The organism is Candidatus Krumholzibacteriota bacterium, from assembly GCA_016931295.1.
In the GTDB taxonomy this organism is placed as follows: Bacteria; Krumholzibacteriota; Krumholzibacteriia; order Krumholzibacteriales; family Krumholzibacteriaceae; genus JAFGEZ01.
Genome location: JAFGEZ010000007.1, coordinates 1 through 25212, shown reverse-complemented (window position 1 = coordinate 25212; position 25212 = coordinate 1). Strand labels below are relative to the sequence as shown.

Sequence of the window (25212 nt, the reverse complement as noted above, 5' to 3'; positions counted from 1 at the left end):
CCGCTTCGCGCCCGCGGCGCCGCGCGAATGGTATTGCAAAGGTTTGTCGGTTGCTATAGTTTTCTCCGCGCGGCCGGCGCCGCCGGGCGGTCGCCGGCCCGGAGGACGTTTCCTCCCTTCCGATACGACGAAAGGAGACTCTCGATGATACGGGAGAAGATCTCGCAGGCCCACGGCATCCTGGACGAGGAGGAGATCGGTCTCTGGCTGACCTTCGTGCGGGAGAGCGAAACGGCCGCCGATCCGGTGATGGATCTCATCGTCGGCCACCACGTGACCTGGCAATCGGCCTTCGCGATCGCCCCCGGTCACCCCCCGACGGCGATCGTCGGCTCCCTCGACGAGGCGCGCACGAGGGAGTCCGGCGCGTGGGAGACGATCGGCTACCGCGAGGGCATCGAGAAGCCGCTGCTCGAGATGATCAAACGAGTCGACCCGGCGACGATCGCGATCAATTTCTCGGAGAACGACGTGATGGCCGACGGGCTCTCGCACGGCATGTACCTTTCCCTCATGGGCTATCTCGAAAAGACCCCCTACGCCGGACGGATCGTGACGGCCGAGCGCGTCGTCTCGAAGCTCCGGGGCAGGAAGAGCCCCGAGGAGATCCGCCGGATCAAGGTGAACGTCGATCTCACGGAGGCCATCTTCGATCGCGTCACCGGATTCGTGAAACCCGGGATGACCGAGAAGGAGCTGGCCGCCTTCATTCTCGGGGAGGTCGACCGGGAAGGAGTCGACACCTCCTGGGAACGCGAGCTGTGCCCCTCGGTCTTCACCGGCCCCGAGTCGGCCGGCGCGCACGCGGGACCGACCGACCGCAGGATCGAACCGGGCCATGTCCTCAACATCGATTTCGGGACGCGCACCCTCGACTACTGCAGCGACTTGCAGCGCACGTGGTACTTTCTCCGCGAGGGCGAGACGGAGGCGCCGGCCGAGGTCACGAGCGCCTTCGAGACGATCCGCGACGCGATCCGCCTCGCCGCCGAGGCGATCCGCCCGGGCATGGAAGGGCGGGAGATAGACGCGATCGCCCGAACCCACATCACGTCCAGGGGATACGACGAGTACCCGCACGCCCTCGGCCACCAGGTCGGGCGTTCGACCCACGACGGCGCCGGTCTCCTCTGCCCCGAGTGGGAACGCTACGGGAACCTCCCCTACCTGAAGATCGAGGAGTCCCAGGTCTACACCCTCGAGCCGCGGATCACCATCCCCGGCCACGGGATCGCGACGATGGAGGAGATCATCGTCGTCAGGCCGGAGGGAGGCGAGTTCCTCTCGCGGCCGCAGACCGGACTCTGGACGGTCGGGTAAGCGGCCCCGCGGGTACCATTCTTGCTGGCCCGTGGGAGGGTCATGAACGAACGTGAACACATCGCGGCGCCGGGCCGGACAACCGGGCGCTCCCGCTTCCGGTGGCTCAGGCCGTCGGCGATAGTGCTGGGGATGGGCATCCTCGTCGGCTCGCAGATCGCCTCGCCGGCGAAGCGGGTGATCGAGGCGATCGTCGGGGTCGTCGTCGTTCTCGTTCTCTGGAACTTCTCCACGATCGGCGCGCTCTGGTTCCTCGTGGTGATGTACCCCTTCCCCTTCGCCATCTCGCTCGGGACGTCCAACTTCGTCTTCACGATCGTGATCTTCCTGATCCACATGATCCGCGTGTCGGCCGGGCAGGAACGCTTCTTTCTCGACAAACGGGTCGCCGCGCCGGTGCTCTTCCTCGTCGGCACCTACATCCTCTCGCTGTACAACGTCCTCGGGGTGCAGCCCATGCTGCTGCAGCGTTCGGCGCTCCTTCATACGGGCAACTTCATCGCCGCCGCCCTCTTCTTCTTCATGATCATCTCCTTCGTCGACAACGAGAAGGCCCTCGAGCGGACCGTCAAGTTCATGGTCGTCTGTTCCACCCTGGTGGTCATCTTCACGGTGGTAGAGATGCTCTATCCCGGCCGTACCCTGATCCCCTTCTGGCTCTACACGCGCCATCGCGCCCAGCTGATCATGCGGGACATCCGGATGGGAGGGCCATTCCACGATTTCGAGCTCGTCGCCGAATTCTTCGCGATCAACATCCTGATCCTCCTCTTCATGGTCGTCCGCGCCAGGCGGATGCTCTGGCGCGGCCTCTACCTCTTCCTGCTCGTCTCGAACCTGGCGATGATGCTCGCCACGATCACCAGGGGGGCGTTCATCTCGCTCTTCATCGGTCTCGCCTACCTGACGATCCTCTCGCGCCGCGATCTCGACATCGTCCGGTTCGTCGGCATCGCGGCGGGCTTCGCCCTGCTGATCGTCATACTGGAGACCTTCGTCTCGCAGTACACGACCTCGGGCTCCCTCTTCGAACGTCTTCTCAAGACGACCTTCGAGCGGGGGGTGGTGCCCACCAACCGGATGGCCGCCTGGAGCGGCGCGATCGAGCGGGGGATGGAGCATCCATTCATCGGGAAGGGTCCCGGGTGGGATTTCGCGAGCGGCCTCGACAAGGGGCTCTGGCCGCACAACGTCTACCTCTTCTATTTCAACATCACGGGGATCGTCGGCCTCGCCGCCTTCCTCTTCTTCCTCTGGCGGATCTTCCGGATGACCACGCCGGCGATCCACGCGTCGATCGTCACCGCGTCGTTCCCCGTCGCCTTCCTCAAGATCCTGCACGTCTGCTTCGTCTTGTTCGCGGTCGACCAGCTGAAGATCGAGTACCTCCGCAACGAGAAGTACGTCTTCTTCATCTGGCTGCTCTTCGCGATGATCGCGGCCACGAGCAACATCGTCCGGAAACAGGAACGGGAGCGGAACCGCTCCGCTCCCGTGCTCGCGCCATCGTCCGGGGGCGGCCCTACGTAACGAGGAACTTGCCGTTCCTGATGAGGGTCTTGCGCCCGGCGACGAGTGTGACCTTCTCGACGAGCCCGTCGAAGTGCCACTTGCTCTTGTTCTTTCCCAGGCCGTAGGAATCGCCGATGGCGAAGTGCACCGTGCCGAAGGCCTTCTCGGCCTCGAGCATGTTCCTGCAGATCTTCGCCCCCCGGTTGGTGCCGATCCCGAACTCGCCGATCATGCGGCCGGTCTTGTCGCGGCCGATCGACTTCATGATCTCCGTCACGCCGCGCCCTGAGAAATCGACCAGCTCCCCCTTCTCGAAGGTGAGCACGCCCCTGCCGAGCTTGTCGTCGATGAGGCCGATGACGATCCTGCCGGTGAAGGTGCTCTCCACGGGACACGTGTAGCACTCCCCGGCGGGGAGGTTGCCGTGCATCCCCTTCTTGCTGATGTCACCGTTGTCGTTCATCCACTTCCGGCCCTTGACGCTGAAGGTGATGTCGGTCCCCTTCGCGTTCGTGACGTGCACCTCGGGGCAGTCCTTGATCGTCCGGATGACCTTCTTCGTGAGGGCGTCCATCTTCCGGAAGTCGACGTTCACGAGGCGCTCCATCATGTCGGACGTGATCCCCGGCATCATGCAGATCCGGCCATACCGGCCGCCGGCGCCGACCATGAAGTAGCGGAAGGGCTTCTCCTCGGGACGGCCCTCGAGCATGTAGACCATGGCGTCGATCCTGCGGATCATCGTCTTGAAGAGCTCGGTGGGCTCGTCGATGGGCCGCAGGGTCTCCGTCATGAGGTAGGTCGTCGTCTCCGCGCCGACAGTCTTCGCCCAGTACGCCATCGCCTCGGCGATCTTCATCTTCTGCCGATCGGTGACGATGAGGAACCGCTCGCCCTTCTTCAGCTTCAGCGAATTCACGACCGCGCGTTTCGCGGCGCTGTGCAGCTTGTCCATCCCGTCCTCCTTGTTGCCGTACGAGTGTCGTCTTCCGGCCGCAGCCCGGCGCCAACCATACCGCAGACCGGCCGCGCGCGCAAGGGGGCATCGAGTTTCAGCGGAGCAGCACCGCCTTGCGCGCGAATCGGCGGCCTCCGACCAGCAGCCGCGCGAAGTAGACGCCGCTCGCCGCCCGCCGACCGGAGGCGTTCGTCCCGTCCCACCGGACGGCGTAGCTTCCCGGCGCCCGTGGCCCCTCGTCGATCGTCGCGATCCGGCGTCCGGCCGCGTCGTAGAGTTCGAGGCGCACCGCCGCCAGTCCGCCCGGGGCGTCCGCGGCCCCGACGACGTATCGGAAGATTGTCGAGGGATTGAACGGGTTCGGCCGGTTCGGCGGGAACGCCGACGCCGCCGAAGGAAGATCCGCCGGCGTCGTTCGGTCCACTTCTGTCCCGGCGAGGCGGCTCCGCCGGCCGGCGTGCCCCTCGGCGTCGATCCCCCGCGCGAGGTAGTGGAACGTTCCCGTCCGCACGGGCGTGACGACGAGAAAGGTGTCGGGGACGGCCGTCGCCGCGAGCGCGAACGACTCGCAGTCGGCGACGGGCGAGACGAGATCCAGGTAGACGCCCTGCCCGCTGATCGACGAATCGGTGTGGTAGGAGAAGCGCAGCCTGAGCGCCGCGTCGCCGAGGAGGACGCCGAGGCGGTCGAGCAAAAACAGGGCTTCGACCCACCCCTCCGAGGATCCGGTGATCCCCTCACCGCGGTTGGCGCCGAAGGGATCGGCGTCGGTGGTGAGATTGCCGGGAACCGTCTCCCAGGTGAGGCCGTCGTCGAGGCTCGCCTCGAGGTAGAAGAAGTCGTAGTAGTCCTCGATGTCGTACCAGAGCATGCACCGCAAGGTGTCGCCGAGCCAGAGAGGATAGATCGTTCGCATCTCGAGACGCGACGCCAGATCGTTTCCCCGCCCCGAATACCAGCTCCCCGGCAGGGCGTACCCCCACTCGTCGGTCTGGACGAAGCCGTCCGGCTCCCAGAGGACGTCTCCCGCCTCGCAGGAATCCTCGACGCCGCCGAGGCCGGCGATCTCCCACACGTCCCAGCGGACGGCGGGGTTCGGATCTTTCGCGGCGCTCCGTTTCCAGGAGACGAGATAGCTCGGCGCGGCGAGCGGCGTCACCGGCTCGATCGCCGGTGGGCGCGGCCCGAGGACGCCGCGCGGTTCGCCGGCGCGGCGGATGAGCGCGAGATTGAGTTCGAGCACGGCGTCGAAGGTGGGTCCGATCAACCCCTCGGGAGGAGCGAACCCGCCCTCCTCGAAGGAGTTCAGCTCGACGGTGAAGGAGAAGAAGCGGCCCTTTTCCGCCGTCTCGCCGTAGGCCCAGTCGTCGGTGTCGCCGTTCGTCGGGTAGAGGATGTCCTCCGCCGTGCAGCCGGGCGCGTACCCGTTGCCGCGTCGGAGCGTGTCGGCGAGAATCGAGAAGAGATCGTGATCGTCGGTGTAGACGGCGTCGTATCCCCACGGATAGATGATCAGCTCGCCGTAGGAATGGTACGAGAGCGCGACGGAGAACTCGCGGCCGGCGCAGAAGTCCCGGACGGCCCGCGTCTCCGGCTCGCTGAAGGGGGCGGGGCCGCGGTAGAGGCTGCTGCCCGTCGATCCGGACGAGCCGATGTCGTCGTACCCCCAGCGATACGAATAGTTGCGGTTGAGATCGATGCCGAAGGTGCCGTCCCCGTTGTCGCGGCGGTTCTTTCGCCACCACGTCCACCAGTCCCCGGCGTGGTTCTGCTCGACATAGACGTGCCCGTCGGGATTGACGATCGGCACGATCCAGATCTCCCGGCCGTCGACGAGCCCGGCGATCGCCGGGCTCTCGCCGTAGCGGCCGAGCAGGTGGCCGGCGAGCAGGAGCGGCACCTCGACCGACATGAGCTCGCGGGCGTGATGGCAGCCCATGAGCAGCACCTCGGGCTCGTCCTCGTCGATCGCGGCGTCGTCCGAGATCTTGATCGCCCGGATCGGCCGGCCCTCGACGCTCCAGCCGAGCGTGTCGATCCGCGTCAGGGCGGGGTAGGCGGCGGCGAGCGAATCGAGAGCCGCCTCCGTCTCGGCCACCGTGTGGTAGAGGCCGAGGTTCGCGTCGAGGGCGGCCGCCGCCGCGAGAGACGGCCGGGCGAGTATCCGCACGTGGAAGGTCCGGTTGCGGAGCCACGCGAGCTGCTCGTCGGTGACGGCGACGTCGAGCCGGCCGTCCGGGTAGGAGGCGATCGTCTCGACGCCGGCGGCGGCGAGGTCGGCGGGGGAGAGATCGCGCGACAGCCTGACGCGCGCGAGGGTCGTCGTTTCGGCGTCGCAGCGGAGGGCGGCGGTGATCGTCGCGGCGAGCAGGATCACGACGGCGATGCGTTTCACGGCGGCTCCTCTCTTCCCGAGCTCGCGCGGGTTGACCGGACAGATGGCGACATCGTATACTCACAGTATATCAATTCGCCGATGCCCGCGAAACCCCGACGAAAAGCGCCGTATGCCCGATACCGAGATTGTTGTCGATCCCGCCCGGCTCGTCATCAGGCGGCCGCTGCCCGATCCGCCGATCAACGACCGGCAGGCTGAGTACGCCGACCGCCAGGAGCAGTACACGCGGGACATCGGCCGCTACCGCCGCGAGGTGGAGATGTTTCTCCGTCTCGTCGACTTCCGCCCGGGAATGCGCATACTCGAGATCGGCGGCGGCGTCGGATACACCTCCTTCGAGCTCGCCGCACTCGGCGGCCACCTCGTCGACATCGACATCTGCCCGGGCAACCCCGAGTTCGTCAGGGGGTTCGCCGCGGCGAACCGGCTCGACGTGGCGTCGCTGCGCGGCGATACCTGCGCCCTCCCGTTCGGCGACGGGCACTTCGACGCCGTCTATTCCAAGGACACCTTCGAGCACGTCTGGGACGTCGACCTCGCTCTCACCGAGCAGGCGCGGGTGCTCCGCCCCGGCGGCCGCATCGTCATCGTCGTGGGAAACCTGCTCAACCCGCGCACCTTCGGCGAACAGTTCTTCGGCAAGTTCGTCCGCACGCGCGGCCGCGAGGGAGGGCCGCGCTGGCTCTTCACCAAGAGCCGCAATATCGAGAATTTCGGGATCGGCTGGTACGGAAGGGACGAGGATTTCAAGACCGCGCGCTGGTGGAAACGGCGCCTCCGCCGTCATCCCGGCCTCGAGGTTTGCGAGCTGACGACGACCCGCGCCTTCAACTTCCCCGAACGGCCTCTCTACCGTCTTCTCCGCCACTACGTCGGCGCCCACGTCATCGCCCTCGTCAAGCGGTGAGGATCATCCGTTTTTTTTCCTTGCCCGCCGCCGCCATCGGCCCTACTTTACGGAAAACCCGCCGCGACCGGAAACGAGAGGTGCAACATGCCGACATACCACTACGAATGCGAGAAATGCGGTCACGAGTTCGAGATCGACCAGGGGATCAACGACGAGCCGCGCAAACGCTGCCCGGCGTGCCGGGGCAAGGTGCACCGTGTGATCTACCCGGTCGGCCACATCCTCAAGGGGAGCGGATTCTACCGCACCGACTACCGCAGCGACGATTACCGGAAAGCCGAGAAGGCCGATACGAAGAAGCCCTCGCCGCCCTCCTGCGACAAGTGCGACAAGGCCTGCGGTTCCTGAGCCCGCATCGTCCGGGGCGGAAACAGAACGGGCGGCCGTCTTCGACGGCCGCCCGTTCTTCGTTCGTTCGTTCCGCGTATCGGGCTACTCGGTGTGGACCGCCCCGGAATCGTCACCCTCGCACATCGCCTCCGCCTGCAGGGCGCAGACCTCTTCGAGGATCCCGGCCGCCCGGTCGATCTCGGCGGCGGTGACGTTGATCGGCGGACGGAACCGGACCGTCCGCGGACCGCACTTGAGAACGATCATGCCGCGCTCGATGGCGCGCGTCACGAAGGTGTCGCGGCAGTGCGAATCGGGCAGGTCGAAGGCGCAGAAGAGTCCCATGCCCCGCGCGTTGGAGACGAGGTCGGGGTGTTTCTCCTGGATCCCGTGCAGGCGATCCTGGAAATGCTTTCCCATCGCCACGCAGTTGTCGACGAGGTTCTCCTCCTCGATGATCTCGAAGATGCGCTTCGCCCGGTACATGTCGACGAGGTTCCCCCCCCACGTGGAGTTGATCCGGCTCGAGACCTTGAAGACGCTGTCGACCTCGTTGAGCCGCTCGCTCGCCATGATTCCGCAGACCTGGGTCTTCTTGCCGAAGGCCAGGATATCCGGCTGCACGCCGAAGTTCTGGTGGCACCACATCTTCCCGGTCATGCAGACGCCGGTCTGGACCTCGTCGAAGATGAGGATGATCTCGTGCTCGTCGGCGATGCGCCTCAGCTCGGCGAAGAACTCGGGACGGAAATGGTTGTCGCCGCCCTCGCCCTGGATCGGCTCGATGATCATCGCGGCGATGTCGTCGCCGTCCTTCGCGATCGCGGCCATGATCTGCGCGATCGCCTTCTTCTCCGCCTCGACCGTCTCGGCGAGATGCGCCTCGAGCGGGAAGACGATCTTGGGATTGTCGATGCGCGGCCAGTCGAACTTCGGGAAGAGATCGGTCTTGGTCGGATCGGTGTTGGTCAGCGACATCGTGTAGCCGGTGCGTCCATGGAAGGCTTCCCGGAAATGGATGACCTTCTGACCCGTCTCCTTCTTCGCGCCGCGCGCGCGGTTCTTCCTGACCTTCCAGTCGAAGGCCGCCTTGAGCGCGTTCTCGACGGCGAGGGCGCCGCCGGAGATGAAGAAGAGATTGCCGAGCCCCTCGGGAACGGCGACGCGTGCGAAGGTATCGACGAACTCGGCCATGTAGGTCGTGTAGAGATCGGAGTTCGAGACCTTCGTGGCGGCGATCGACGCGAGGGTCGCGCGGAACCCGGGCTCGGCCAGCTTCGGGTGGTTGTGGCCGAGGGGACACGAGGCGAAATAGGTGAAGAAGTCGAGATACTCCTTGCCCGTCCGGGCGTCGCAGAGCCAGGTCCCGTGACTCTTCTCGATATCGAGAACGAAGGGGTACCCGTCGACCAGCATGTGCCGGCCCAGGGATTCGTGGACGGCGGCGGGAGCGATCGTGGAGCCTTTCATGTATCACCTCGCACTGGTTAAATTCCGCACGGAAAAGAAGTTGAACGCTTCCTCACGGCAACGGCCCGCCGGGAAAACGCAATGAATATATCCGGTTTACCCGCTTTTTTCAACTTTTTTTATACGGAGGCGGCCGGCATGCGGATCGGACGAGAAGGCGGCCCGTCTCCCCGGGGACACGGGCCGCGAAAACGGGTAAGGGGCTCGAAAGGACCCGGTGAAGGACTGGTTTCCCGGAACCCCAGTGTCAGGAGTCAATGGGAACTTTCCGGAAAGGACCGGCGAAAAGAGAGTCGATTTCTCGCCCCTTGCCCCGCGTGAGGTGATCGCAGTCCACTTCACGCTCCCGACGCTCGTCGTTCTACTTTCGTTCGAAACGCTCCCGTCTGTTCTCGGGCCAGAACGACCTCGTCTTCACGAGGGTGCTGTTCTCATCGAAGACGAATTCCTTGCCGAGTTCGTAGTACGTCCAGTGCTCCGTGACACGGCCGTATCCGTATTCGCGTATCCGGTGGACGGGAAAGCCGTTCTCCCGGTAGATGCGAAGCTTGTCCCCTTCCCACTTGTCGGCGAGATTCGCGTAGCGGACCGCCCGGCGCCCGCCCTTGCCGTGGTAGGAGTAGATCACGCGCGCCTGTGAAGCGGTCGCCACGAGGACGAGGAGCGCGACGAGAAACGCGATCCGTCTGGTCATCCCTCTCACATCCTTTCGCTGCAGAACCAAAAGATGCTATACACGCCGCCTCACAGTTGCTTATTATACCACAGATTGCCACATGGATTCAAGAAGCTGCTTTAAGTGCCAGGCAAGGTGCCGCGATGCCCGATAGTTCCCGATCGTGCCCCTGGTCGCCGGCCGTGACGCGGGGAATGCTGGTTCTCCTCTTCGTCATCTGGTCGAACGCCTTCACGGCCATCCGGCATCTGCGCGAGATCTTCCCGCCGATGCAGCTCGTCCTCGCGCGTTTTCTCCCCGTGGCGATCTTCTGTCTCGGCTGGCTGCTTCTCGACGGCCGGCGGCGGCGCGAGAGCGTCCGCCTGCTTCGCACCGCGCCACTGCGCGTCGCGATGATGGGCATCTTCGGGGTGGCCGGCTACAACGTGTTCCTCTATATCGGCCAGGGCGAGATAAAGCCGGGGGCTGCGGCGCTTCTCACCACCCTCTCCCCCCTCTTCACGGTCCTGCTCGCCGTGCCCCTGCTCCGGGAGAAGGTGCCCTTCCGCCGGATCGTCGGCGTCGTGGTGGCCTTCACCGGCCTCTATGTCGTCGTCAGGTGGGGCCGCGTCGGACGCGGCATGATCGTGGGGATCGGCGACGCCGAGGCAATCTACGCCCTCATCACCGCCCTCGCGCCCCTGAGCTGGTCGCTCTACACGATCGCCGGCAAGGACCTCCTGCGCCGGTGGTCGCCGCTGACCGTCACCTATCTCTCGACGATCATCGGGACCCTTCCCTTCCTCGTCTTCGCCGACCGGGCCTTCTTCGCGACGATCGCCGGCATGGGCTGGACCCACTGGCTCGCCCTCGGCCACCTCGCAGTCCTCTCGACGATCGTGGGATTCCACATCTGGAACACGGCCCTGCAGTCTCTCCCGGCGACGTCGGTCGCCTCCTTCATCTATCTCAACCCGCCGCTCGCGGCCCTCTTCGGATGGGCGATCTTCGGCGAGGAGATCACCCTCGTCTTCCTGCTCGGCAGCGCCGTCGTCCTCGCCGGTCTCTGGCTGACACAGCAGCGCGCCCGGCGGGTTTCCCCGACACGATAAAATTCTTGCCCGTCCGGCGGACTTTCCGGTAGGGTATCCGCAATCGGGCGCGCCCGCGGGGTTTTCGAGGAAAGGAACCGACGGTGGAATCCATCGAACGGGGCACCGACCGCGGCCAGTGGAGTTCGAAGCTCGGCTTCATACTCGCCGCTGCGGGATCGGCGATCGGTCTCGGCAACATCTGGCGATTCCCCTACGTCACGGGACAGAACGGGGGCGCCGCCTTCCTCGTCATCTACCTCGCGTGCGTCCTGCTGCTCGGACTGCCCGTCATGATCGCCGAGCTGACGCTCGGCCGCTACAGCAGGCGGAACCCCGTCGGCGCGATCGAGTCGATCCGCGCGGGAAGCGCGTGGAAGATCGTCGGCTATCTCGGGGTCATCACGGGACTCTGCATCTTCTCGTACTACGGCGTGATCGCCGGCTTCACCCTGGGATACATCTTCAAGACCCTCGTGGGCAATCTCACCCCCTACGCCGAGTTCGCCTCGAATCCGCTCGTCAACTTCCCCCTCTTCGCCGCCTTCATCGTCATCACCGTCCTCGTGGTGCAGGGAGGCGTCCGCGAGGGGATCGAGCGGTGGTCGCGCATCCTGATGCCGCTCCTCCTCGTCATGCTCGTCCTGCTCATCGTCCGCTCGATCACCCTCCCCGGCGCGGAGAAGGGGCTCACATTCTACCTGAAGCCCGATTTCGGGAAGGTCGACGGCCGGATGATCCTCGAGGCGCTCGGCCAGGCCTTCTTCTCGCTCTCGCTCGGCATGGGGTGCATGATCACCTACGGCTCCTACCTGTCGAAAAAGGACAACATCGTCACATCCGGACTGTCGGTCGCCTTCTTCGACACGCTGATCGCCGTGATGGCCGGGCTCCTCATCTTCCCCGCCCTCTTCGCGATGGGAAAGAGCCCCGACGAGGGCACCGGGCTCGTCTTCAACGTCCTGCCGGGAATCTTCTCGAGTTTGCCGGCGGGGAACATCATCGGCGCGCTCTTCTTTCTCCTCCTTTCGATCGCCGCGCTCACCTCGACGATCTCGCTTCTCGAGGTGGTCACGGCCTGGTTCGTGGACGAGCGCGGCTGGCTGCGGAAGCGGGCGGTCTGGATCACGGCGCTGCTCGCCTTCCTCCTCGGGATCCCCTCGGCCCTCTCGACGGGCATGGTCGCCCGGCTCGGGGATCTCCCCCTGCTGCACATGGATTTCTTCAGCCTCATGGGCCTCGTCTTCGGTACGATCTCCCTGGCGGTGGGCGCGCTTCTCATATCCATCTTCTTCGGCTGGATCTGGAAGATGGACAACGCCGCCGCGGAGATCGCCTCCGGATGCCCGTGGTTCGGCCGGTGGAAGGGGCTGTTCGGAATCATGCTGAAGTTCGTCTGTCCCGCGTGCATCCTCGTGCTCCTGCTCTTCAAGCTCTTCGGCGGCGAGTAGCGGCGGCCCATGCGGGGGGCGGGAGGTTGTGTCGTGAGCGCGGTGAAGAACACGATCGATTTCGTGTACGGCTACGTCTGGGAGTTCCCCGACGCCTTCCCCTACTTCATCGTCCTGCTTCTCGGCACGGGGATCTTTCTCACCTTCCGCATGCGCTTCATCCAGCTGCGGAAGGTCTTGCACAGCCTCGCCGTGATCGCCGGGTACTACGACAATCCCGAGGACGCCGGCGAGATCAACCATTTCCAGGCCCTCACCTCGGCCCTGTCGGCGACGATCGGTATCGGCAACATCGCCGGCGTCGCCACGGCGATCCACTACGGCGGCCCCGGCGCGCTCTTCTGGATGTGGGTGACCGCAATCCTCGGGACGGCCTCGAAATTCGTCGAGTGCACGTTGAGCACGCATTTCCGCAAGGTCAACGAGGAGGGCGTCGTCTCGGGCGGTCCGATGTACTACATCGAGAAGGGGCTCGGCCCCCGGTGGAAACCCCTCGCCGTCGCCTTCGCCGCCTGCGCCGTCGCCTCGTCCTTCGGCAGCGGCAACAGCGTGCAGGCCTTCACCGTGGCCGACTCCTTCCGGAGCGACTTCGGCATCCCGACGTGGATCACCGGGGCGGTCATGGCCACGCTCGTCGCCCTCGTCGTCATCGGCGGGATCAGGCGGATCGGCATGGTGACGAGCCGGCTCGTCCCCTTCATGTCCGTCGTCTACTTCCTCGGGGCCGTCACGGTCCTCTTCCTCAACGCCCCCCTCGTGCCGAAGGCGGTCTCGACGATCTTCCACGGCGCCTTTACCCCCTCGGCGGGGATCGGGGGATTCTTCGGATCGACCTTCATGTTCACGCTGATCTGGGGGATCAAACGCGGGATATTCTCGAACGAGGCCGGGCAGGGGAGCGCCCCGATCGCCCACGCGGCGGCACGGACGAAGGAACCCGTCCGGGAGGGGCTCGTCGCGATGCTCGGGCCCTATATCGACACGCTGCTGATCTGCACCCTCACCGGGCTCGTCATCGTCACCGTCGGCGTGTGGAAGAACAAGAAGCCGGAGTTCGTCCTCTTCGACGAGCAGTCGGCGATCTCGGTGATGCACGGGGAGGGACGCGTCCGCATCAACGGCGAGATAGACGGCCAGGACGCGTACGTGGGCGAATTCGCCGTGGAGGGCGGCGTGCCGCGTGGCGTCGTCTTCGTGCGGAACGACAGCCCCGTCGACGATCCGGCCGTCTACGCGGACGGCGCCCGGTTCACCGGCACGGCCGTCGTCGACGAAAACGGGACGATCCTCTTCCGCGAACCCGACGGCTCGCCGCTTCCCGGGGACGGGATGGAACTCCAGGGCTCGATGCTGCAGAACGGCTCGCCCCTGACCGCCTGGGCCTTCCAGGTGGGCCTCGCCCCGCTCGGGGGGTGGGGCAACTACATCGTGACGATCGCCGTCTTCCTCTTCGGCATCTCGACGGCGATTTCCTGGTCGTACTACGGCGACCGCAGTGTCGAGTATCTCTTCGGCGAACGGGCGATCATGCCCTACCGCGTCCTCTTCTGCATCGTCCACTTCCTCGGCGCGATCTTCTCCCTGGAAATCGTCTGGGCCTTCGGCGACACGGCGCTCGGACTCATGGCGATTCCCAACCTCGTCGCCATCCTCGCCCTCAGCGGGGTCGTCCGCCGACTGACGGTCGACTATTTCTCCCGTCCGCAGAAACGCTACCGCGCCACCCTGTTCCGGGGCCACGGCGGAAACCGATGAGCCGGAACGGCCCCCCGGTACGGGATAGCGGGGCGCGTTACGTTGACAGCCGCCCCCGGTAGGTATATAATTGAAATGAAAGGTCGCTGCTGTACTGGCAAGGTGTAATTATCTGGAGAGAAAACCGCGGGCTCAGCTCTTGCAAAAGAGTGCGTTCCAGGAGTTCACCGACCCTTTACGGCGGGGGCCTTTTTTTTCACCGGAAATTGCCCGCGAAGACCGCCCGGACGCTACTCCTCCCACCGGTCGACCTTGCCGTCGAGGATGTAGATGTAGCGTTTCTTGTTCTTCTGCCGGGGATCCTTGTAGATCCACTGTTCCTGGACCGATCCGCTGATCTCGCTCTGCCTCGTCTCGTCGGGATAGCCCCATGACTCGAGCGCGGCTTCCTTCGTCATGTCCTTGAAGAGCTCGTGGTTGTAGATGGCCTTGGCCGTCTTCTTGCCGTACGCGCGCAGGTTCATCCGGTACCGGTAATCCGGCTCCTTGAACCAGAAGAGCCTGTTCATTTTCTCCTCGAACTTCTCGAGGGTCATCGGCCGCTCTATTTCGAGGCCGTGGCGGATCTTGACGCGCCCGGGACCGCTGACGGTCACGGCGCCCGTCCAGTGGAAATCGATATCGACGATGGTGACCTCGACGTCCCGGTCGATGACTCCCTCGGGGCCGAGATCGTCGAGGAGCGACCGTGTCCATCCGGTGCGCCCCGTGTATTTCTCCTTCAGGGCGTCCATCTCATCGAGCGACAGGTCCTTGTCGATGACCCTGTTGTAGAAGGTGCAGCCGCCGAGGGCTACCGTCGCGACGAGGAGCAGCAGCAGCGATCTCTTCATCATCACGGGAACTCCTTCACCATCTGGTTGGGTATACGGTTATCCTCGGATAAGATAGGCACGGTCGCCGGGCGAATCAAGCGAAAAACCGGTCGACGCCGCGCAGGTGGCTGAGCGACATCCGTCCGCCCCCGCTGTCGATGTCGATGGCGACGAGATCGCAGCGCGCCTCGCGCCACCGCCCGCCCCGGCGTCCGGCGAGCCATCGGCCCGCGGCACGCCTCATGTTGCGCAGCTTGCGCGCGTCGATCGACGCGACGGCCCCGCCGAAGGCCCCGCTCCTGCGCGTCCTGACCTCGACGAAGGCGACGTCGCCGTCCTTCGCCGCGACGAGATCGATCTCGAGCGGACCCGACCGCCAGTTGCGGTCGAGTATCTCCCACCCGCCGAGTCCCAGGTACTCGGCGGCGATCCGTTCCCCGGCCGCGCCGAGCGCTCGCGTGTTCGCCACCGCCGCCACCCCCTTCACCTCACACGCCGTCTCCGGTCCGGAAGCTCCTGCGATGCAGCGCGGAAAGACCGAGTTCCGCGATGGCCCGCCGGTGGGCCGCCGTTCCGTACCCCTTGTGCTGTCTGAACCCGTACCCGGGATAGTCGCGGTCGCGCTCCCGCATGATACGGTCCCTCGTCACCTTGGCGACGATCGACGCCGCGGCGATGACGAAGCTCTTCCGGTCGCCCCCCGTGACCGCCTCGGCCGGACAGGCGATCTCCGGAAGACGGTTCCCGTCGACGAGGACGAGGCCGGGACGCATCCCGAGCCCCGCCACGGCTTGTTTCATCGCGCACATCGTCGCGAGGAGGATATTCGTCCTGTCGATCTCGTCGGGACCGACGATCCCAACGCACCAGGCGCCGGCCGCCCGGACGATGCGCTCGTAGAGCTCCTCGCGCTCCTTCTCGGGAACGAGCTTGGAGTCCCGCACGCGGCCGAGTTCCTCTCCCGGCTCGCAGACGACCGCGGCCGCCACGACGGGACCGGCGAGGGCGCCGCGTCCCGCCTCATCGACGCCGGCGAGCGGGCCGCTCCCCCGGGAGCGATCGAACCCGGCCAGCGCATCGACGGGGGCGAGGGTCATCTAGCGGCGCTCCGTCTTCTCGGGTATCCGCGCGGCCTTGCCCTTCAGCTTGCGGAGATAGTAGAGCTTCGCGCGCCGGACCTTGCCCCGGCGAAGCACCGTGATCCCGCCCACGTTGGGCGAGTGCAGCGGGAAGATCCGCTCGACGCCGATCCCCTGGCTGATCTTCCGCACGGTGAAAGTCTCCTTCACGCCGGCGCCGCGGCGCTGGATCACCGTTCCCTGGAATGCCTGCGTCCGGGTACGGCCGCCCTCGACGACCTGCACGTCCACGCGAACGGTGTCGCCGATTGCGAAAACGGGGATCGTCTTCTCGTCCTTGAGGTATCGCGCCGATACCGAATCCAGGATGTCCATCGTTCCTCCTTGTCGTTCTTGTCGTCGTTCGTCAGCCGTCGACGGGCGGGCCGTCGGCGGTTCCCTTGCCGAGGAGATCGGGTCGGCGGCGTTTCGTCCGCTCCCGCGCCGACCTTCTCCTCCATTCCTCTATCTTCGCGTGGTCACCGGAGATCAGCACGTCCGGCACCCGCAGTCCCTCGAATTCCGGCGGCCGCGTGTAGTGGGCCGCGTCCAGCGAGAACCCGCGCTTTCCCGAAAAGGAATCGGTGTCGCGGGAACGCTCGTCGCCGACCGCGCCGCGCAGGTAGCGGACGACGGCGTCGGCGACGACGAGGGCGGGAAACTCCCCGCCGCTCACGATATAATCGCCGATGGATATCCTCTCGTCAACAACCAGCTCGTCGACGCGGGCGTCGATGTCCTTGTACCGGCCGCAGACGAAGACGATCCTCCGGAATTCGGCGAGCCGCTCGGCGGCGGCCTGGTCGAACAGCTCCCCCGCGGGGGTCATGTGGACGACCCGCGTACCCTCCTCGCCGGGGCTGCAGACCGAACGCACCGCCTGGACGATCGGCGGCGCCATCATGATCATTCCCGGTCCGCCCCCGTAGGCGTAATCGTCGACCGTGCCGTGGTCGTCGACGGCGAAATCCCGGACGTTGACCGTCCGGAAGCGGGCCAGGCCCTTCCGCGAGGCGATCCCGAGGATCCCGGTCTCGAACGGCCCCCGGAAGAGATCGGGAAAGATCGTGACGAAATGGATATCGAGGGCCATCCCGCTACCACCCGATCTCCATCAATCCCTCGGGCGGATCGATCTCCACGACTCCCTCGCCGAGGTCGATCCGCCGGACGACATCCGCGACGAGCGGCACGAGAAACCGGCCCGTCTCCCGTTCGACGACGAGACAGTCCTGCGCGGGACCCGTGACGATGTCGACCACGCGCCCCACCGGCGCGCCGTCGACCAGCCGGACGGCGAGGCCGATCGCCTGGAAGGGCCGCAGCTCGCGCGGCAGGTCGCTCTCGTCGAGCGCGTCGACGTCGACGACGAGCGTGCTCCCGATGAGATTCTCGGCCTCGTCGATTGAATCGACGCCGCCGAGCTTGAGCACCCAGACCGTCTTCTTCGCGCGGCTCCGCTCGATCGCCGCCTCGCGGCTCTCCCCCTCGGGCGAGACGAGAAGGATCCCGTCCACGTCCAGGATCTCGGGCCAGAAATCCGGCCCGGGCAGGAACTTCACTTCCCCCTTGAGACCCACCGCCTTCACGATGGCGCCGAGCGTGACGATCGCGGCCGGCATCCCGCCGTCACTCCCTGATCTCGAGGAGCACCCGTTTGCCCATCCGGGTGGCAGCGGCGTTCACGAGAGCCCGCAACGCCTTCGCCGTCTGGCCGTTCCGGCCGATCACCTTGCCGACGTCGGCCTTGTCCACCGACAACACGATGATGATCGAATCGTCGCGTGTCTCCTCGATGATCGTGATCGACCCGGGGGCATCGACGAGCATCGCCGAGATCGACCGGATCATGTCCTTAATCTTGTCAACACTCATGGATCGCCGCCTCTTCCTGGTGGCGGCGCGCGGCCGGCGCGCCTGTTACTCGGATTCGGCCGGAGCGTCGGCGCCAGCCTCGCCGGCGGCCGCCTCCCCGGTCTCTTCGACAGCGGGAGCCGCGGCCTCCTTCGCGGCCTTTTCCTGCTCGGCCTTCAGCTTCGCCGCCGCCTTCTTGGAGAGTTTATCCTCCGTCCGGAGCTGCGCCATCGGCTGCTTCGCACGCATCGTCTCGATCGCGGTGTCGAGATCGGCGATCGCCACGCCGCGCTTCAGGAGCTGCCATCGCTCGAGCAGGCCGGCCTGCTTGAGGACGTTGGCGGCGTTCCGCGTCGGCTGGGCGCCGTCGTCGAGCCACTTGTATACCTTGTCATCGTCGAGGACGATCTCGGGGGGATCGATCAACGGGTTGTAGTGGCCGAGCGTCTCGATGAAACGGCCGTCGCGCGGACTGCGCGAGTCGGCTACCACCACGCGGAAAAAGGGCCGCTTCTTCGATCCCATCTTCTTGAGCCTGATCTTTACTGCCAATGTCGACCTCCGTATGCGGCGCCCGCGGCGCCCTAGGAGAAGGGAAATCCCGCGGGGCTCCGTCCCGCGGACTTCGAGAATCGCTTCATCATCTTCTTCATCTGCTGGAACTGGTTCAGGAGGCGGTTCACCTGCTGAACGCTGCTGCCGCTGCCGCGCGCGATCCGCCTGCGCCGCGATCCGTCGATGATCGACGGCACGCGCCGCTCCTCGCGGGTCATCGAATTGATGATGGCCTCGATCCGGACGAGCTCCTTCCCGCCGATGTCGGCGCCGAGCCCCTTCGGCTTCATGCCCGGGATCATGCCGAGCAGCTGATCGAGCGGCCCCATCTTCTTCAGACGCTGCAACTGGCCGAGAAAGTCCTCGAGCGAGAAGGACTCCTTCCGGAGCTTCGTCTCGAGCTCTCTCGCCTCCTTCTCGTCGATCTGCTCCTGCGCCTTCTCGACGAGCGTGAGGACGTCCCCCATCCCGAGGATCCTGCCAGCCATCCGGTCGGGGTGAAAGGCCTCCAGGTCTTCCGCCTTCTCCCCGACGCAGGCGAAACGGATCGGCTCGCCGGTGACGGCCGCGACGCTGAGCGCCGCGCCCCCCCGCGTGTCCCCGTCCAGCTTGGTGAGGACCACGCCGGTGAGATCGATCGCGCGCTCGAACTCCACGGCAACCGCGACGGCTTCCTGGCCCGTCATGGCGTCGAGGACGAGCAGCGTCTCCTCCGGCTTCAGGACGTCCCTGACGGTCACGAGCTCCCGCATCATCTCCTCGTCGATGTGGAGCCGTCCCGCCGTGTCCACGATCACCGTGTCGTGCAACCCCCGCCGCGCCTCCCGCAGCGCCCCCTCGACGATCTCCGCGGCGGGCATGACGCCCGGCGCGTGGCAGGGAACATCGATCTGCCCGGCGAGGACGACGAGCTGTTCGATCGCCGCCGGCCGGTGGATGTCCGCCGCGACCATGAGCGGACGCCGCCCCTTGCCGCGCAGGAACAGGGCGAGTTTCGCGACGAAGCTCGTCTTCCCCGCTCCCTGGAGGCCTGCGACCATGACACCGGCCGGTGAGCCGGAGAGGGTGAATGGCGCCGGCCGGTCGCCGAGGACGTGCACAAGCTCCTCGTGGACGATCTTGACGATCTGCTGGTCGGGGGTCAGGCTGTCGAGGACCGCGCTTCCCAGGGCCCGTTCACCGACACGCTCGACGAACCCCTTGACTACCTTGTAGTTGACGTCCGCCTCGAGCAGGGCCTTGCGCACGTCGCGCATCGCCGCCCTGATATGCGTCTCGCGGACCTTGCCCTGTCCGCGGAGTTCCTTGAACACCCTGGCGAACTTTTCGCTAAGGTCCTGAAACACCGACACCTACCCCCATCCGCAAATACAGCAAAATATCAGAAACGGCGAGCGTTGGCAAGGGAAATCGATGTCAGGCGCCGCTCAGCCCCTGATCGCCCGGATCGCCGCGGCGTAATCCTTCGCCCCGAAGACGGCGGTCCCGGCGACGAGGATGTCGGCGCCGGCCTCGCGGATGGACGCCGCGTTCTCCGCCTTGACCCCGCCGTCCACCTCGATGAGCAGTTCCAACCCTTCGCGCCGCCGGATCGCGTCGGCGCCGCGGATCTTGTCGAGCACCGCCGGCATGAACGACTGCCCCCCGAACCCCGGAAACACTCCCATGACCATGAGGAGATCGATTTGGTCGAGGAGTTCCTCGAACCGCGCGAGAGGCGTGTCGGGATTGACCGAGAGCCCGGCCAGCCTCCCGGCGTCGCGGATCCTGCCGGCGAGGGCCGCCGCGTCGTCGATCCCCGGCGCCTCGAGATGGAAGCTCACGAGCGCGCTTCCCGCCCCGATGAACCGGTCGATCCAGGCAGCCGGGTCGTCGATCATCAGGTGCGTGAAGAGGGGCAGCGAGGCCAGCCGCGAGATCGCCTCGACGACGAAGGGACCGAAGGTGATATTCGGCACGAAGTGCCCGTCCATCACGTCGAGGTGGAGCACGTCGGCCCCGGCGTGCTCGACGGCGCGGATCTCCTCGCCGAGCCGCGCGAAATCGGCGGCGAGCAGCGAGGGGGCCACCGCCGCATGCCCTGCGTCAGTCAACCGACGATACAACGAGTTCAATCGTCCCTCCTTGCCTGATCAGCGATCCCGCCGGGGGAGCCTGGTCGAGGATCGTGCCGGGAAAGCGGCCGGCGTCCCGCCGCGTCACGATGCGCGTCACCTCGAAGCCGAGCCGGGTGAGCCGGTCCCGCACGAAGGTCAGGTCCTTTCCCGCGAGATCGGGCATCCGAAAGCGGGCCGGCTCCCCGCGCATGACGAACAGCAGGTCGACGCTCGAGCCGTGCGGCACCGCCGAGCCGGGCGGCGGGCTCGTCGCGGCGACCATATTCTCCCCCGGTTCCCGCGAGAAGATGCGCACGACGCGCCCCTTGAGCAGCTCCGTGCTCTCCAGCGTGAGCTCCACCTGCCGCATCGTCATGTTCCGCAGGTCGGGGACCGTCTCCATCCGCTGGCCCGAGGAGAGGACGACGAGGATCGTCCGCCCCGATTTCAGCTGCTCGTCCGCGCCGGGATGCTGCTCGATGACGGCTCCCTCGGGCACCTCGTCCGATGGGCGGTTCGATGAGACGCGGCAGACGAGTCCGCTCCCGGCGCATCGCTTCCCCGCCTCGTCGATGTCCAGCCCCCGCACGTCGGGAACGATCGTCACGTCCGCACGGCCGACGAGCCGCGGAACGACGATCTGCTGGAAGACCACGATGCCGACGACGAAGGCGGCGAGCGCCACGAGGAGGGTGCGGGCCAATCGTTTCCAGGAATGCGTCCGGTCGCTCATCGTTCGCCTCCAAGCGTCTCTCCCGCGCACATCTCGAACCCCCGCAGGAACTCCGTGGCGTCGAGGCAGCGTTTCCCCTCGCACTGCAGCTTCTCGAGGAGCACCGACCCGCGCCCGCAGGCGACTGCGACGCCGCGGTTGGAGACCTCCAGCACGCGCCCCGGCGGCGTTTCGTAGTCGATGACGTCCCGGAGCCGCGCCCGGTGCACCTTGACGTACCGGTCGCGGCAGTAGGTGAAGGATCCCGGCCACGGGTTCATCCCGCGGACATGGTCATGGACGGCGATCGCGTCGAGTTCCCAGGGGATGCGGCCGTCCTGCTTGCCGAGACGCGGGGCGAAGCTCACGCCCGCTTCCAACTGGGGCCGCGCCTCGAGCGTCCCCGCCTCGATGCCGCGCAGCGTCTCCACGAGAAGCCCGCCGCCGAGTTCGGCGAGCCGGCCGATGAGGTCTCCCGCGGACTCCATCGCATCGACCGGGATCGCCCGCTGCAGGTAGATCGGTCCGGCGTCGAGCTCGCGCACCATCCGCATCGTCGTCACGCCGACCCAGCGGTCGCCCGCCGCGATCGCGGCATTCACCGGGCTCGCGCCCCGCCACGCGGGAAGCAGCGACGCGTGGACGTTGACGCACCCCATGCGCGGGATCCGCAGGAGACGCTCGGGAAAGATCAGCCCGAAGGCGGCGACGACGAAGAAGTCGGGCTGGAGGTCGAGGAGGCGGTCGCCCCCGCCGTTCCGGAAGGAGCCGACGATCTCCACGGGGAGTCCGAGATCCTCGGCCGCGCTGCGGACGGGGGTCGGCCGGGGGGTTCGACCCCGCCCCGCGGGGCGATCGGGCTGCGTGACGACGAGCGCCGGCGCGCAGCCGCTCTCCACGAGCGCGGCGAGCGTCGGGAGGGCGAAATGGGGGGAACCGAAAAAGACGACGCGGGCCATCTCGTCACTCCCCGTCGCGCCCGCGGAGCAGCTGGCGCAGCCGGGGCTTGAGGAGGACCCGTTTGGCCGCCGAGACCCGGTCGACGAAGAGGACGCCGTCGAGGTGGTCGAGTTCGTGCTGGATGATGCGGGCGAGGAGCCCGTCGGCGTCGAGGGTGCAGTCCCGGCCCTCGCGGTTCTGGTAGGTCACCGTGACGGCGGCCGGCCGAACAATGTTCGCCCGGATGCCGGGAACGCTGAGGCACCCCTCCTCGATGGACACTTCCTCGTCGCTGACGGCCACGATACGTGGATTGATCATCTCGACGAGGGTGTCGGGGTTATCGGGGTCGGGGTTGATCACCGCGATGAGACGGGAGACGCCCACCTGGGGCGCGGCGAGTCCCACGCCCCCCTCGATGACCATCGTCTCGGCCATCCGTTCGAGAAAGGGCACGAGCCGCTCGTCGAAATCCTCCACGGGATCTCCCATCCGGCGAAGGACCTCGGCCCCGTACGTCTTGATGCCGAGCGATGTCACGACGACCCATCCTCCCTGAACGCCGTCAGTTTTCCCTCTTCTCGATGACGGTGGCCACCGCGCTCTTGGCGATCTCGACCTTCACGTTCTCGGCGATCCGGAGAACGATGATGTGCTCCTTGACGTCGGAGACGGTGCCGAAGATCCCGCCGTTGGTGACGACGCGGTCGCCCTTGCGAAGGGCGGATACCATGTCCTGGTGTTCCTTCTGCTTTTTCTGCTGCGGCCGGATGAGAAGAAAATAGAAGATCACGAAGATCAGCAGGATCGGGATCAGGCTCGTGAAAAGTGAGGGCTGCGATCCGCCGCCGCCGCCGCTCATGAGAAAAAGCAGATGTGTCATCGTTCCTCCTCGTCGGGTTCGTCGGGGACCGTTCCGGACACGTGGTATACGCGCAGGAACTCCTCGCGCCACGGCCCGAAACGACCGTCCCGTATAACTTGACGCATTTCTTCGAGAAGATGCAAGTAGAAATGAATGCTGTGGTACGTGGCGAGCACCGGGCCGAGGATCTCACCCGCCATGAAGAGGTGCCGCAGATACGCCCGGCTGAAGGAACGGCAGACCCGGCAATCGCAGTCGGGGTCGATGGGGATCATCTCCGACGCGTGGCGGGCGTTCTTGAGATTCAGGCGCCCGCGCGACGTGAAGACCGTCCCGTTGCGCGCGTTGCGCGTGGGGATGACGCAGTCGAACAGGTCGATCCCGCGGGAGACCGACTCGACGAGGTCCTCGGGATATCCCACGCCCATGAGGTACCGCGGCTTCTCCGCGGGCAGCCGTTCCGCGGTGAAGGCCGTCATCCGGTAGAGATCCTCCTTGGGCTCGCCGACGGAGAGGCCGCCGATCGCGTAACCGGGAAAGTCGAGGGCGACGAGCCGATCTGCGCTCCGCTCGCGCAGGTCGGGCCAGACCGATCCCTGGACGATCCCGAAGAGGACCCGTTCCCAGCCGTCCTTCAGCACGCGGGGACCGCGGTGCCCGATGCTCTGCTCGGCCCACCGCTGCGTCCGCTCGACCGCCGCCGCGGCCTGCGCCTTGTCGCAGGGCCAGGGGGCGCAATGGTCGAAGACCATCATGATGTCCGAGCCGATCGCGAGCTGCGTGTCGACGACCATCTCCGGGCCGAGAAAGCGCCACGAGCCGTCGACGTGGCTCCTGAACTCGACGCCGTCGTCGCCGATGCGGTTCAGGTCGGCGAGGCTGAAGACCTGGTACCCGCCGCTGTCGGTGAGGACGGGCCCGTCCCACGACATGAACCGGTGGATCCCCCCCGCCTCCTCGATCAGCCGTTCGCCGGGGCGCAGGTGGAGGTGGTAGGTGTTGGAGAGGATGATTTTCGCCCCCGCCTCGGCGAGGTCCCGCGGCTGCATCCCCTTGACGGTCCCCTGCGTTCCGACCGGCATGAACATCGGCGTCTCGAAACCGCCGTGATCGGTGGTCAACCGGCCGAGACGGGCGCCGGTCGGATCGGTGGACAGAAGCGTGAAATCGAATGGCACCGTCGCGGCCTTCCGTCACTTGATGAACATCACGTCGCCGTACGAGTAGAAGCGGAACCGGCGGGCGACGGCCCACCGGTACGCGCGGAGGGTCTCCTCCCGTCCCGCGAAGGCGGAGACGAGCACCAGCAGGCTCGACCGGGGGAGGTGGAAGTTCGTGAGCAGCGAATCGACCACCTGGAACCGGAATCCCGGGTAGATGAAGAGCCGCGTCCAGCCGTCCAGCACGGCCTCGCCGTCGATCTCGGTCTCTTTTGCTTGCTCCGCGTGGCCGCCGGCGAGGGATTCGAGCACGCGCGTCGTCGTCGTGCCGACGGCGACGACCCGCCGCCCCGTTTCCCGCGCCGCGCGGATCTCCTCCCAGATCGCCTGGCGGACGGAAAAGCGTTCGCGCCCGAGCGTGTTCTCCTCCACCCGTTCCTTCTCGAGGGGCCGGAAGGTCCCCGGGCCGACGTGCAGGGTCACCGGCGCGATCGTGATCCCGCGGCGGCGCAGGTCGCGCAGGACGGCGTCGGAGAAGTGGAGGCCGGCGGTGGGCGCGGCCACCGAGCCCTCCCGGCGGGCGAAGAGCGTCTGGTAGCGTTCGTGGTCGCGCTCGTTCGCCTCGCGCCGGATGTAGGGAGGCAGGGGCACCCGCCCGTAGAGATTGATGAACCGCTGGGAGGGCATCTCGTCGGGGAGCGAGACGATCCACTCGCCGCCTTCGGCCCCCTCGACGGTCACGCCGAGTTCCCCCTCCCCGAAGAGGATCGTCTCCCCGGAGGCGATCCGCCGGGCGGGACGGAGGAGCGCCGACCACCGGCGCCCGCCGATCCGGCGGGTAAGGAAGATCTCCACCTGTCCGCCGGAGGCGCGGCGGCCGATCAGCCGCGCCGGGATCACCCGCGTCTCGTTGACGACGAGGATGTCGCCCTCCCGGAGAAACCGGGGGAAATTGGAAAAGCGCGTCTCCCGCAGGTCCCCGCTGCGGCGCTCGAAGTACAGCATCCTGCTCTCGTCGCGTTCGGCGGCCGGATGCTGCGCGATGAGCTCCTCGGGAAGATCGTAATCGAAGTCGCTGGTCTTCATGGCGAGTGCGGGGCCTAGATCAGTTTCCCCTGGTCCCGGCCCCCGCCGGGGGAGTCGAGCCCGAGGTGACGGCAGGCGGCGTCCGTGGCCACGCGGCCGCGGGACGTGCGGTGGAGGAATCCCTCCTTGATCAGGTAGGGCTCGTAGACGTCCTCGATCGTC

At 66.5% G+C, this 25212-nt stretch carries 28 protein-coding genes; 7 read left to right on the top strand and 21 right to left on the bottom strand.

The annotated features are described in order from the left end of the window. Positions 1-144: 144 nt before the first annotated feature. Both JW876_02850 and JW876_02845 read left to right on the top strand, forming a co-directional pair. A complete protein-coding gene (locus tag JW876_02850; protein MBN1884449.1) occupies positions 145-1320 on the top strand; it encodes an aminopeptidase P family protein in 1176 nt (391 codons plus the stop codon). A gap of 42 nt (positions 1321-1362) precedes the next feature. Beyond that, positions 1363-2850 (top strand): O-antigen ligase family protein, encoded by a 1488-nt coding sequence (locus JW876_02845; protein ID MBN1884448.1) that lies wholly within the window; start codon positions 1363-1365, stop codon positions 2848-2850. Here the strand turns inward: JW876_02845 and JW876_02840 are convergent. Beyond that, positions 2843-3787: an aminopeptidase gene (locus JW876_02840; protein ID MBN1884447.1), complete on the bottom strand. Its 945-nt coding sequence runs from the start codon at positions 3785-3787 to the stop codon at positions 2843-2845. The two genes, JW876_02845 and JW876_02840, sit on opposite strands and share 8 nt — an antisense overlap. A 97-nt stretch (positions 3788-3884) precedes the next feature. Beyond that, positions 3885-6185 (bottom strand): immune inhibitor A, encoded by a 2301-nt coding sequence (locus tag JW876_02835; protein ID MBN1884446.1) that lies wholly within the window; start codon positions 6183-6185, stop codon positions 3885-3887. Between the two features lie 112 nt (positions 6186-6297). Here JW876_02835 and JW876_02830 point away from each other — a divergent pair, with 112 nt between their 5' ends. Together JW876_02830 and JW876_02825 are read left to right on the top strand one after the other, a co-directional pair. Next, a complete protein-coding gene (locus JW876_02830; GenBank protein ID MBN1884445.1) occupies positions 6298-7095 on the top strand; it encodes a methyltransferase domain-containing protein in 798 nt (265 codons plus the stop codon). Between the two features lie 87 nt (positions 7096-7182). Beyond that, entirely contained in the window at positions 7183-7446 is a 264-nt protein-coding gene (locus JW876_02825) for a zinc ribbon domain-containing protein (GenBank protein ID MBN1884444.1), read from the top strand. A gap of 84 nt (positions 7447-7530) precedes the next feature. Here the strand turns inward: JW876_02825 and JW876_02820 are convergent, their stop codons facing one another. Then, the gene (locus JW876_02820) at positions 7531-8898 is read right to left on the bottom strand and encodes an L-lysine 6-transaminase (GenBank protein ID MBN1884443.1); all 1368 of its coding nucleotides are present in this window, start codon (positions 8896-8898) and stop codon (positions 7531-7533) included. Between the two features lie 361 nt (positions 8899-9259). After that, on the bottom strand, positions 9260-9592 hold the full coding sequence (locus JW876_02815; protein MBN1884442.1) for a hypothetical protein: 333 nt from the start codon (positions 9590-9592) through the stop codon (positions 9260-9262). 125 nt (positions 9593-9717) lie between these two features. Here JW876_02815 and JW876_02810 point away from each other — a divergent pair, with 125 nt between their 5' ends. The 3 genes from JW876_02810 (at position 9718) to JW876_02800 (ending at position 13850) form a co-directional block, all read left to right on the top strand. Beyond that, positions 9718-10665 (top strand): DMT family transporter, encoded by a 948-nt coding sequence (locus tag JW876_02810; GenBank protein MBN1884441.1) that lies wholly within the window; start codon positions 9718-9720, stop codon positions 10663-10665. Between the two features lie 92 nt (positions 10666-10757). Then, positions 10758-12095 carry a sodium-dependent transporter gene (locus tag JW876_02805; GenBank protein MBN1884440.1) on the top strand — a complete coding sequence of 446 codons (1338 nt, stop codon included), beginning with the start codon at positions 10758-10760 and terminating at the stop codon, positions 12093-12095. Positions 12096-12104: 9 nt separating this feature from the next. Continuing rightward, on the top strand, positions 12105-13850 hold the full coding sequence (locus JW876_02800; GenBank protein MBN1884439.1) for a sodium:alanine symporter family protein: 1746 nt from the start codon (positions 12105-12107) through the stop codon (positions 13848-13850). A 230-nt stretch (positions 13851-14080) separates the two neighbouring features. Here JW876_02800 and JW876_02795 read toward each other — a convergent pair whose 3' ends face one another. From JW876_02795 to JW876_02715, 17 genes are all read right to left on the bottom strand, one after another. Continuing rightward, positions 14081-14686: a hypothetical protein gene (locus JW876_02795; protein MBN1884438.1), complete on the bottom strand. Its 606-nt coding sequence runs from the start codon at positions 14684-14686 to the stop codon at positions 14081-14083. A gap of 73 nt (positions 14687-14759) precedes the next feature. Continuing rightward, on the bottom strand, positions 14760-15134 hold the full coding sequence (locus JW876_02790; protein MBN1884437.1) for a YraN family protein: 375 nt from the start codon (positions 15132-15134) through the stop codon (positions 14760-14762). Between the two features lie 19 nt (positions 15135-15153). Further along, positions 15154-15762, bottom strand: coding sequence for a ribonuclease HII (locus JW876_02785; GenBank protein ID MBN1884436.1), 609 nt, complete (start codon positions 15760-15762; stop codon positions 15154-15156). Further along, positions 15763-16119, bottom strand: a complete 357-nt coding sequence (gene rplS, locus JW876_02780) for a 50S ribosomal protein L19 (protein MBN1884435.1) — start codon at positions 16117-16119, stop codon at positions 15763-15765. A 31-nt stretch (positions 16120-16150) separates the two neighbouring features. Continuing rightward, positions 16151-16876: a tRNA (guanosine(37)-N1)-methyltransferase TrmD gene (gene trmD / locus JW876_02775; GenBank protein MBN1884434.1), complete on the bottom strand. Its 726-nt coding sequence runs from the start codon at positions 16874-16876 to the stop codon at positions 16151-16153. 4 nt (positions 16877-16880) lie between these two features. Then, the gene (gene rimM / locus JW876_02770) at positions 16881-17405 is read right to left on the bottom strand and encodes a 16S rRNA processing protein RimM (protein ID MBN1884433.1); all 525 of its coding nucleotides are present in this window, start codon (positions 17403-17405) and stop codon (positions 16881-16883) included. 7 nt (positions 17406-17412) lie between these two features. Continuing rightward, complete coding sequence (locus tag JW876_02765; GenBank protein MBN1884432.1) at positions 17413-17643, bottom strand: KH domain-containing protein; 231 nt, start codon at positions 17641-17643, stop codon at positions 17413-17415. A gap of 60 nt (positions 17644-17703) precedes the next feature. Next, the gene (gene rpsP, locus JW876_02760; GenBank protein ID MBN1884431.1) at positions 17704-18189 is read right to left on the bottom strand and encodes a 30S ribosomal protein S16; all 486 of its coding nucleotides are present in this window, start codon (positions 18187-18189) and stop codon (positions 17704-17706) included. A gap of 32 nt (positions 18190-18221) precedes the next feature. Then, positions 18222-19538, bottom strand: coding sequence for a signal recognition particle protein (gene ffh, locus JW876_02755; GenBank protein MBN1884430.1), 1317 nt, complete (start codon positions 19536-19538; stop codon positions 18222-18224). An 81-nt stretch (positions 19539-19619) separates the two neighbouring features. Continuing rightward, the gene (gene rpe, locus JW876_02750; GenBank protein ID MBN1884429.1) at positions 19620-20285 is read right to left on the bottom strand and encodes a ribulose-phosphate 3-epimerase; all 666 of its coding nucleotides are present in this window, start codon (positions 20283-20285) and stop codon (positions 19620-19622) included. Then, positions 20278-21021 (bottom strand): PASTA domain-containing protein, encoded by a 744-nt coding sequence (locus JW876_02745; protein MBN1884428.1) that lies wholly within the window; start codon positions 21019-21021, stop codon positions 20278-20280. Before JW876_02745 ends, rpe begins: the two co-directional genes overlap by 8 nt. After that, the gene (locus JW876_02740; protein MBN1884427.1) at positions 21018-21959 is read right to left on the bottom strand and encodes a methionyl-tRNA formyltransferase; all 942 of its coding nucleotides are present in this window, start codon (positions 21957-21959) and stop codon (positions 21018-21020) included. Before JW876_02740 ends, JW876_02745 begins: the two co-directional genes overlap by 4 nt. A 4-nt stretch (positions 21960-21963) precedes the next feature. Further along, a complete protein-coding gene (def, locus tag JW876_02735; protein ID MBN1884426.1) occupies positions 21964-22431 on the bottom strand; it encodes a peptide deformylase in 468 nt (155 codons plus the stop codon). Positions 22432-22504: 73 nt separating this feature from the next. Then, positions 22505-22822, bottom strand: coding sequence for a preprotein translocase subunit YajC (gene yajC, locus JW876_02730; GenBank protein ID MBN1884425.1), 318 nt, complete (start codon positions 22820-22822; stop codon positions 22505-22507). Further along, complete coding sequence (gene tgt / locus JW876_02725; GenBank protein ID MBN1884424.1) at positions 22819-23982, bottom strand: tRNA guanosine(34) transglycosylase Tgt; 1164 nt, start codon at positions 23980-23982, stop codon at positions 22819-22821. The genes yajC and tgt overlap by 4 nt, the downstream gene beginning before the upstream one ends. Before the next feature lie 15 nt (positions 23983-23997). Beyond that, positions 23998-25050: a tRNA preQ1(34) S-adenosylmethionine ribosyltransferase-isomerase QueA gene (queA, locus tag JW876_02720; protein ID MBN1884423.1), complete on the bottom strand. Its 1053-nt coding sequence runs from the start codon at positions 25048-25050 to the stop codon at positions 23998-24000. 14 nt (positions 25051-25064) lie between these two features. Then, on the bottom strand, positions 25065-25212 hold a 148-nt coding region (locus tag JW876_02715; protein ID MBN1884422.1), incomplete at its 5' end, for a Holliday junction branch migration DNA helicase RuvB.

Excerpts from the sequence above, each read along its gene's own strand:
- JW876_02850 (MBN1884449.1), top strand. The coding sequence starts at position 145 with ATGATACGGGAGAAGATCTCGCAGGCCCACGGCATCCTGGACGAGGAG.
- JW876_02845 (MBN1884448.1), top strand. The coding sequence starts at position 1,363 with ATGAACGAACGTGAACACATCGCGGCGCCGGGCCGGACAACCGGGCGC.
- JW876_02840 (MBN1884447.1), bottom strand. The coding sequence starts at position 3,787 with ATGGACAAGCTGCACAGCGCCGCGAAACGCGCGGTCGTGAATTCGCTG.
- JW876_02830 (MBN1884445.1), top strand. The coding sequence starts at position 6,298 with ATGCCCGATACCGAGATTGTTGTCGATCCCGCCCGGCTCGTCATCAGG.
- JW876_02825 (MBN1884444.1), top strand. The coding sequence starts at position 7,183 with ATGCCGACATACCACTACGAATGCGAGAAATGCGGTCACGAGTTCGAG.
- JW876_02820 (MBN1884443.1), bottom strand. The coding sequence starts at position 8,898 with ATGAAAGGCTCCACGATCGCTCCCGCCGCCGTCCACGAATCCCTGGGC.
- JW876_02815 (MBN1884442.1), bottom strand. The coding sequence starts at position 9,592 with ATGACCAGACGGATCGCGTTTCTCGTCGCGCTCCTCGTCCTCGTGGCG.
- JW876_02810 (MBN1884441.1), top strand. The coding sequence starts at position 9,718 with ATGCCCGATAGTTCCCGATCGTGCCCCTGGTCGCCGGCCGTGACGCGG.
- JW876_02800 (MBN1884439.1), top strand. The coding sequence starts at position 12,105 with ATGCGGGGGGCGGGAGGTTGTGTCGTGAGCGCGGTGAAGAACACGATC.
- JW876_02795 (MBN1884438.1), bottom strand. The coding sequence starts at position 14,686 with ATGATGAAGAGATCGCTGCTGCTGCTCCTCGTCGCGACGGTAGCCCTC.
- JW876_02785 (MBN1884436.1), bottom strand. The coding sequence starts at position 15,762 with ATGACCCTCGCCCCCGTCGATGCGCTGGCCGGGTTCGATCGCTCCCGG.
- rplS (MBN1884435.1), bottom strand. The coding sequence starts at position 16,119 with ATGGACATCCTGGATTCGGTATCGGCGCGATACCTCAAGGACGAGAAG.
- trmD (MBN1884434.1), bottom strand. The coding sequence starts at position 16,876 with ATGGCCCTCGATATCCATTTCGTCACGATCTTTCCCGATCTCTTCCGG.
- rimM (MBN1884433.1), bottom strand. The coding sequence starts at position 17,405 with ATGCCGGCCGCGATCGTCACGCTCGGCGCCATCGTGAAGGCGGTGGGT.
- JW876_02745 (MBN1884428.1), bottom strand. The coding sequence starts at position 21,021 with ATGAGCGACCGGACGCATTCCTGGAAACGATTGGCCCGCACCCTCCTC.
- JW876_02740 (MBN1884427.1), bottom strand. The coding sequence starts at position 21,959 with ATGGCCCGCGTCGTCTTTTTCGGTTCCCCCCATTTCGCCCTCCCGACG.
- def (MBN1884426.1), bottom strand. The coding sequence starts at position 22,431 with ATGGGAGATCCCGTGGAGGATTTCGACGAGCGGCTCGTGCCCTTTCTC.
- yajC (MBN1884425.1), bottom strand. The coding sequence starts at position 22,822 with ATGACACATCTGCTTTTTCTCATGAGCGGCGGCGGCGGCGGATCGCAG.
- queA (MBN1884423.1), bottom strand. The coding sequence starts at position 25,050 with ATGAAGACCAGCGACTTCGATTACGATCTTCCCGAGGAGCTCATCGCG.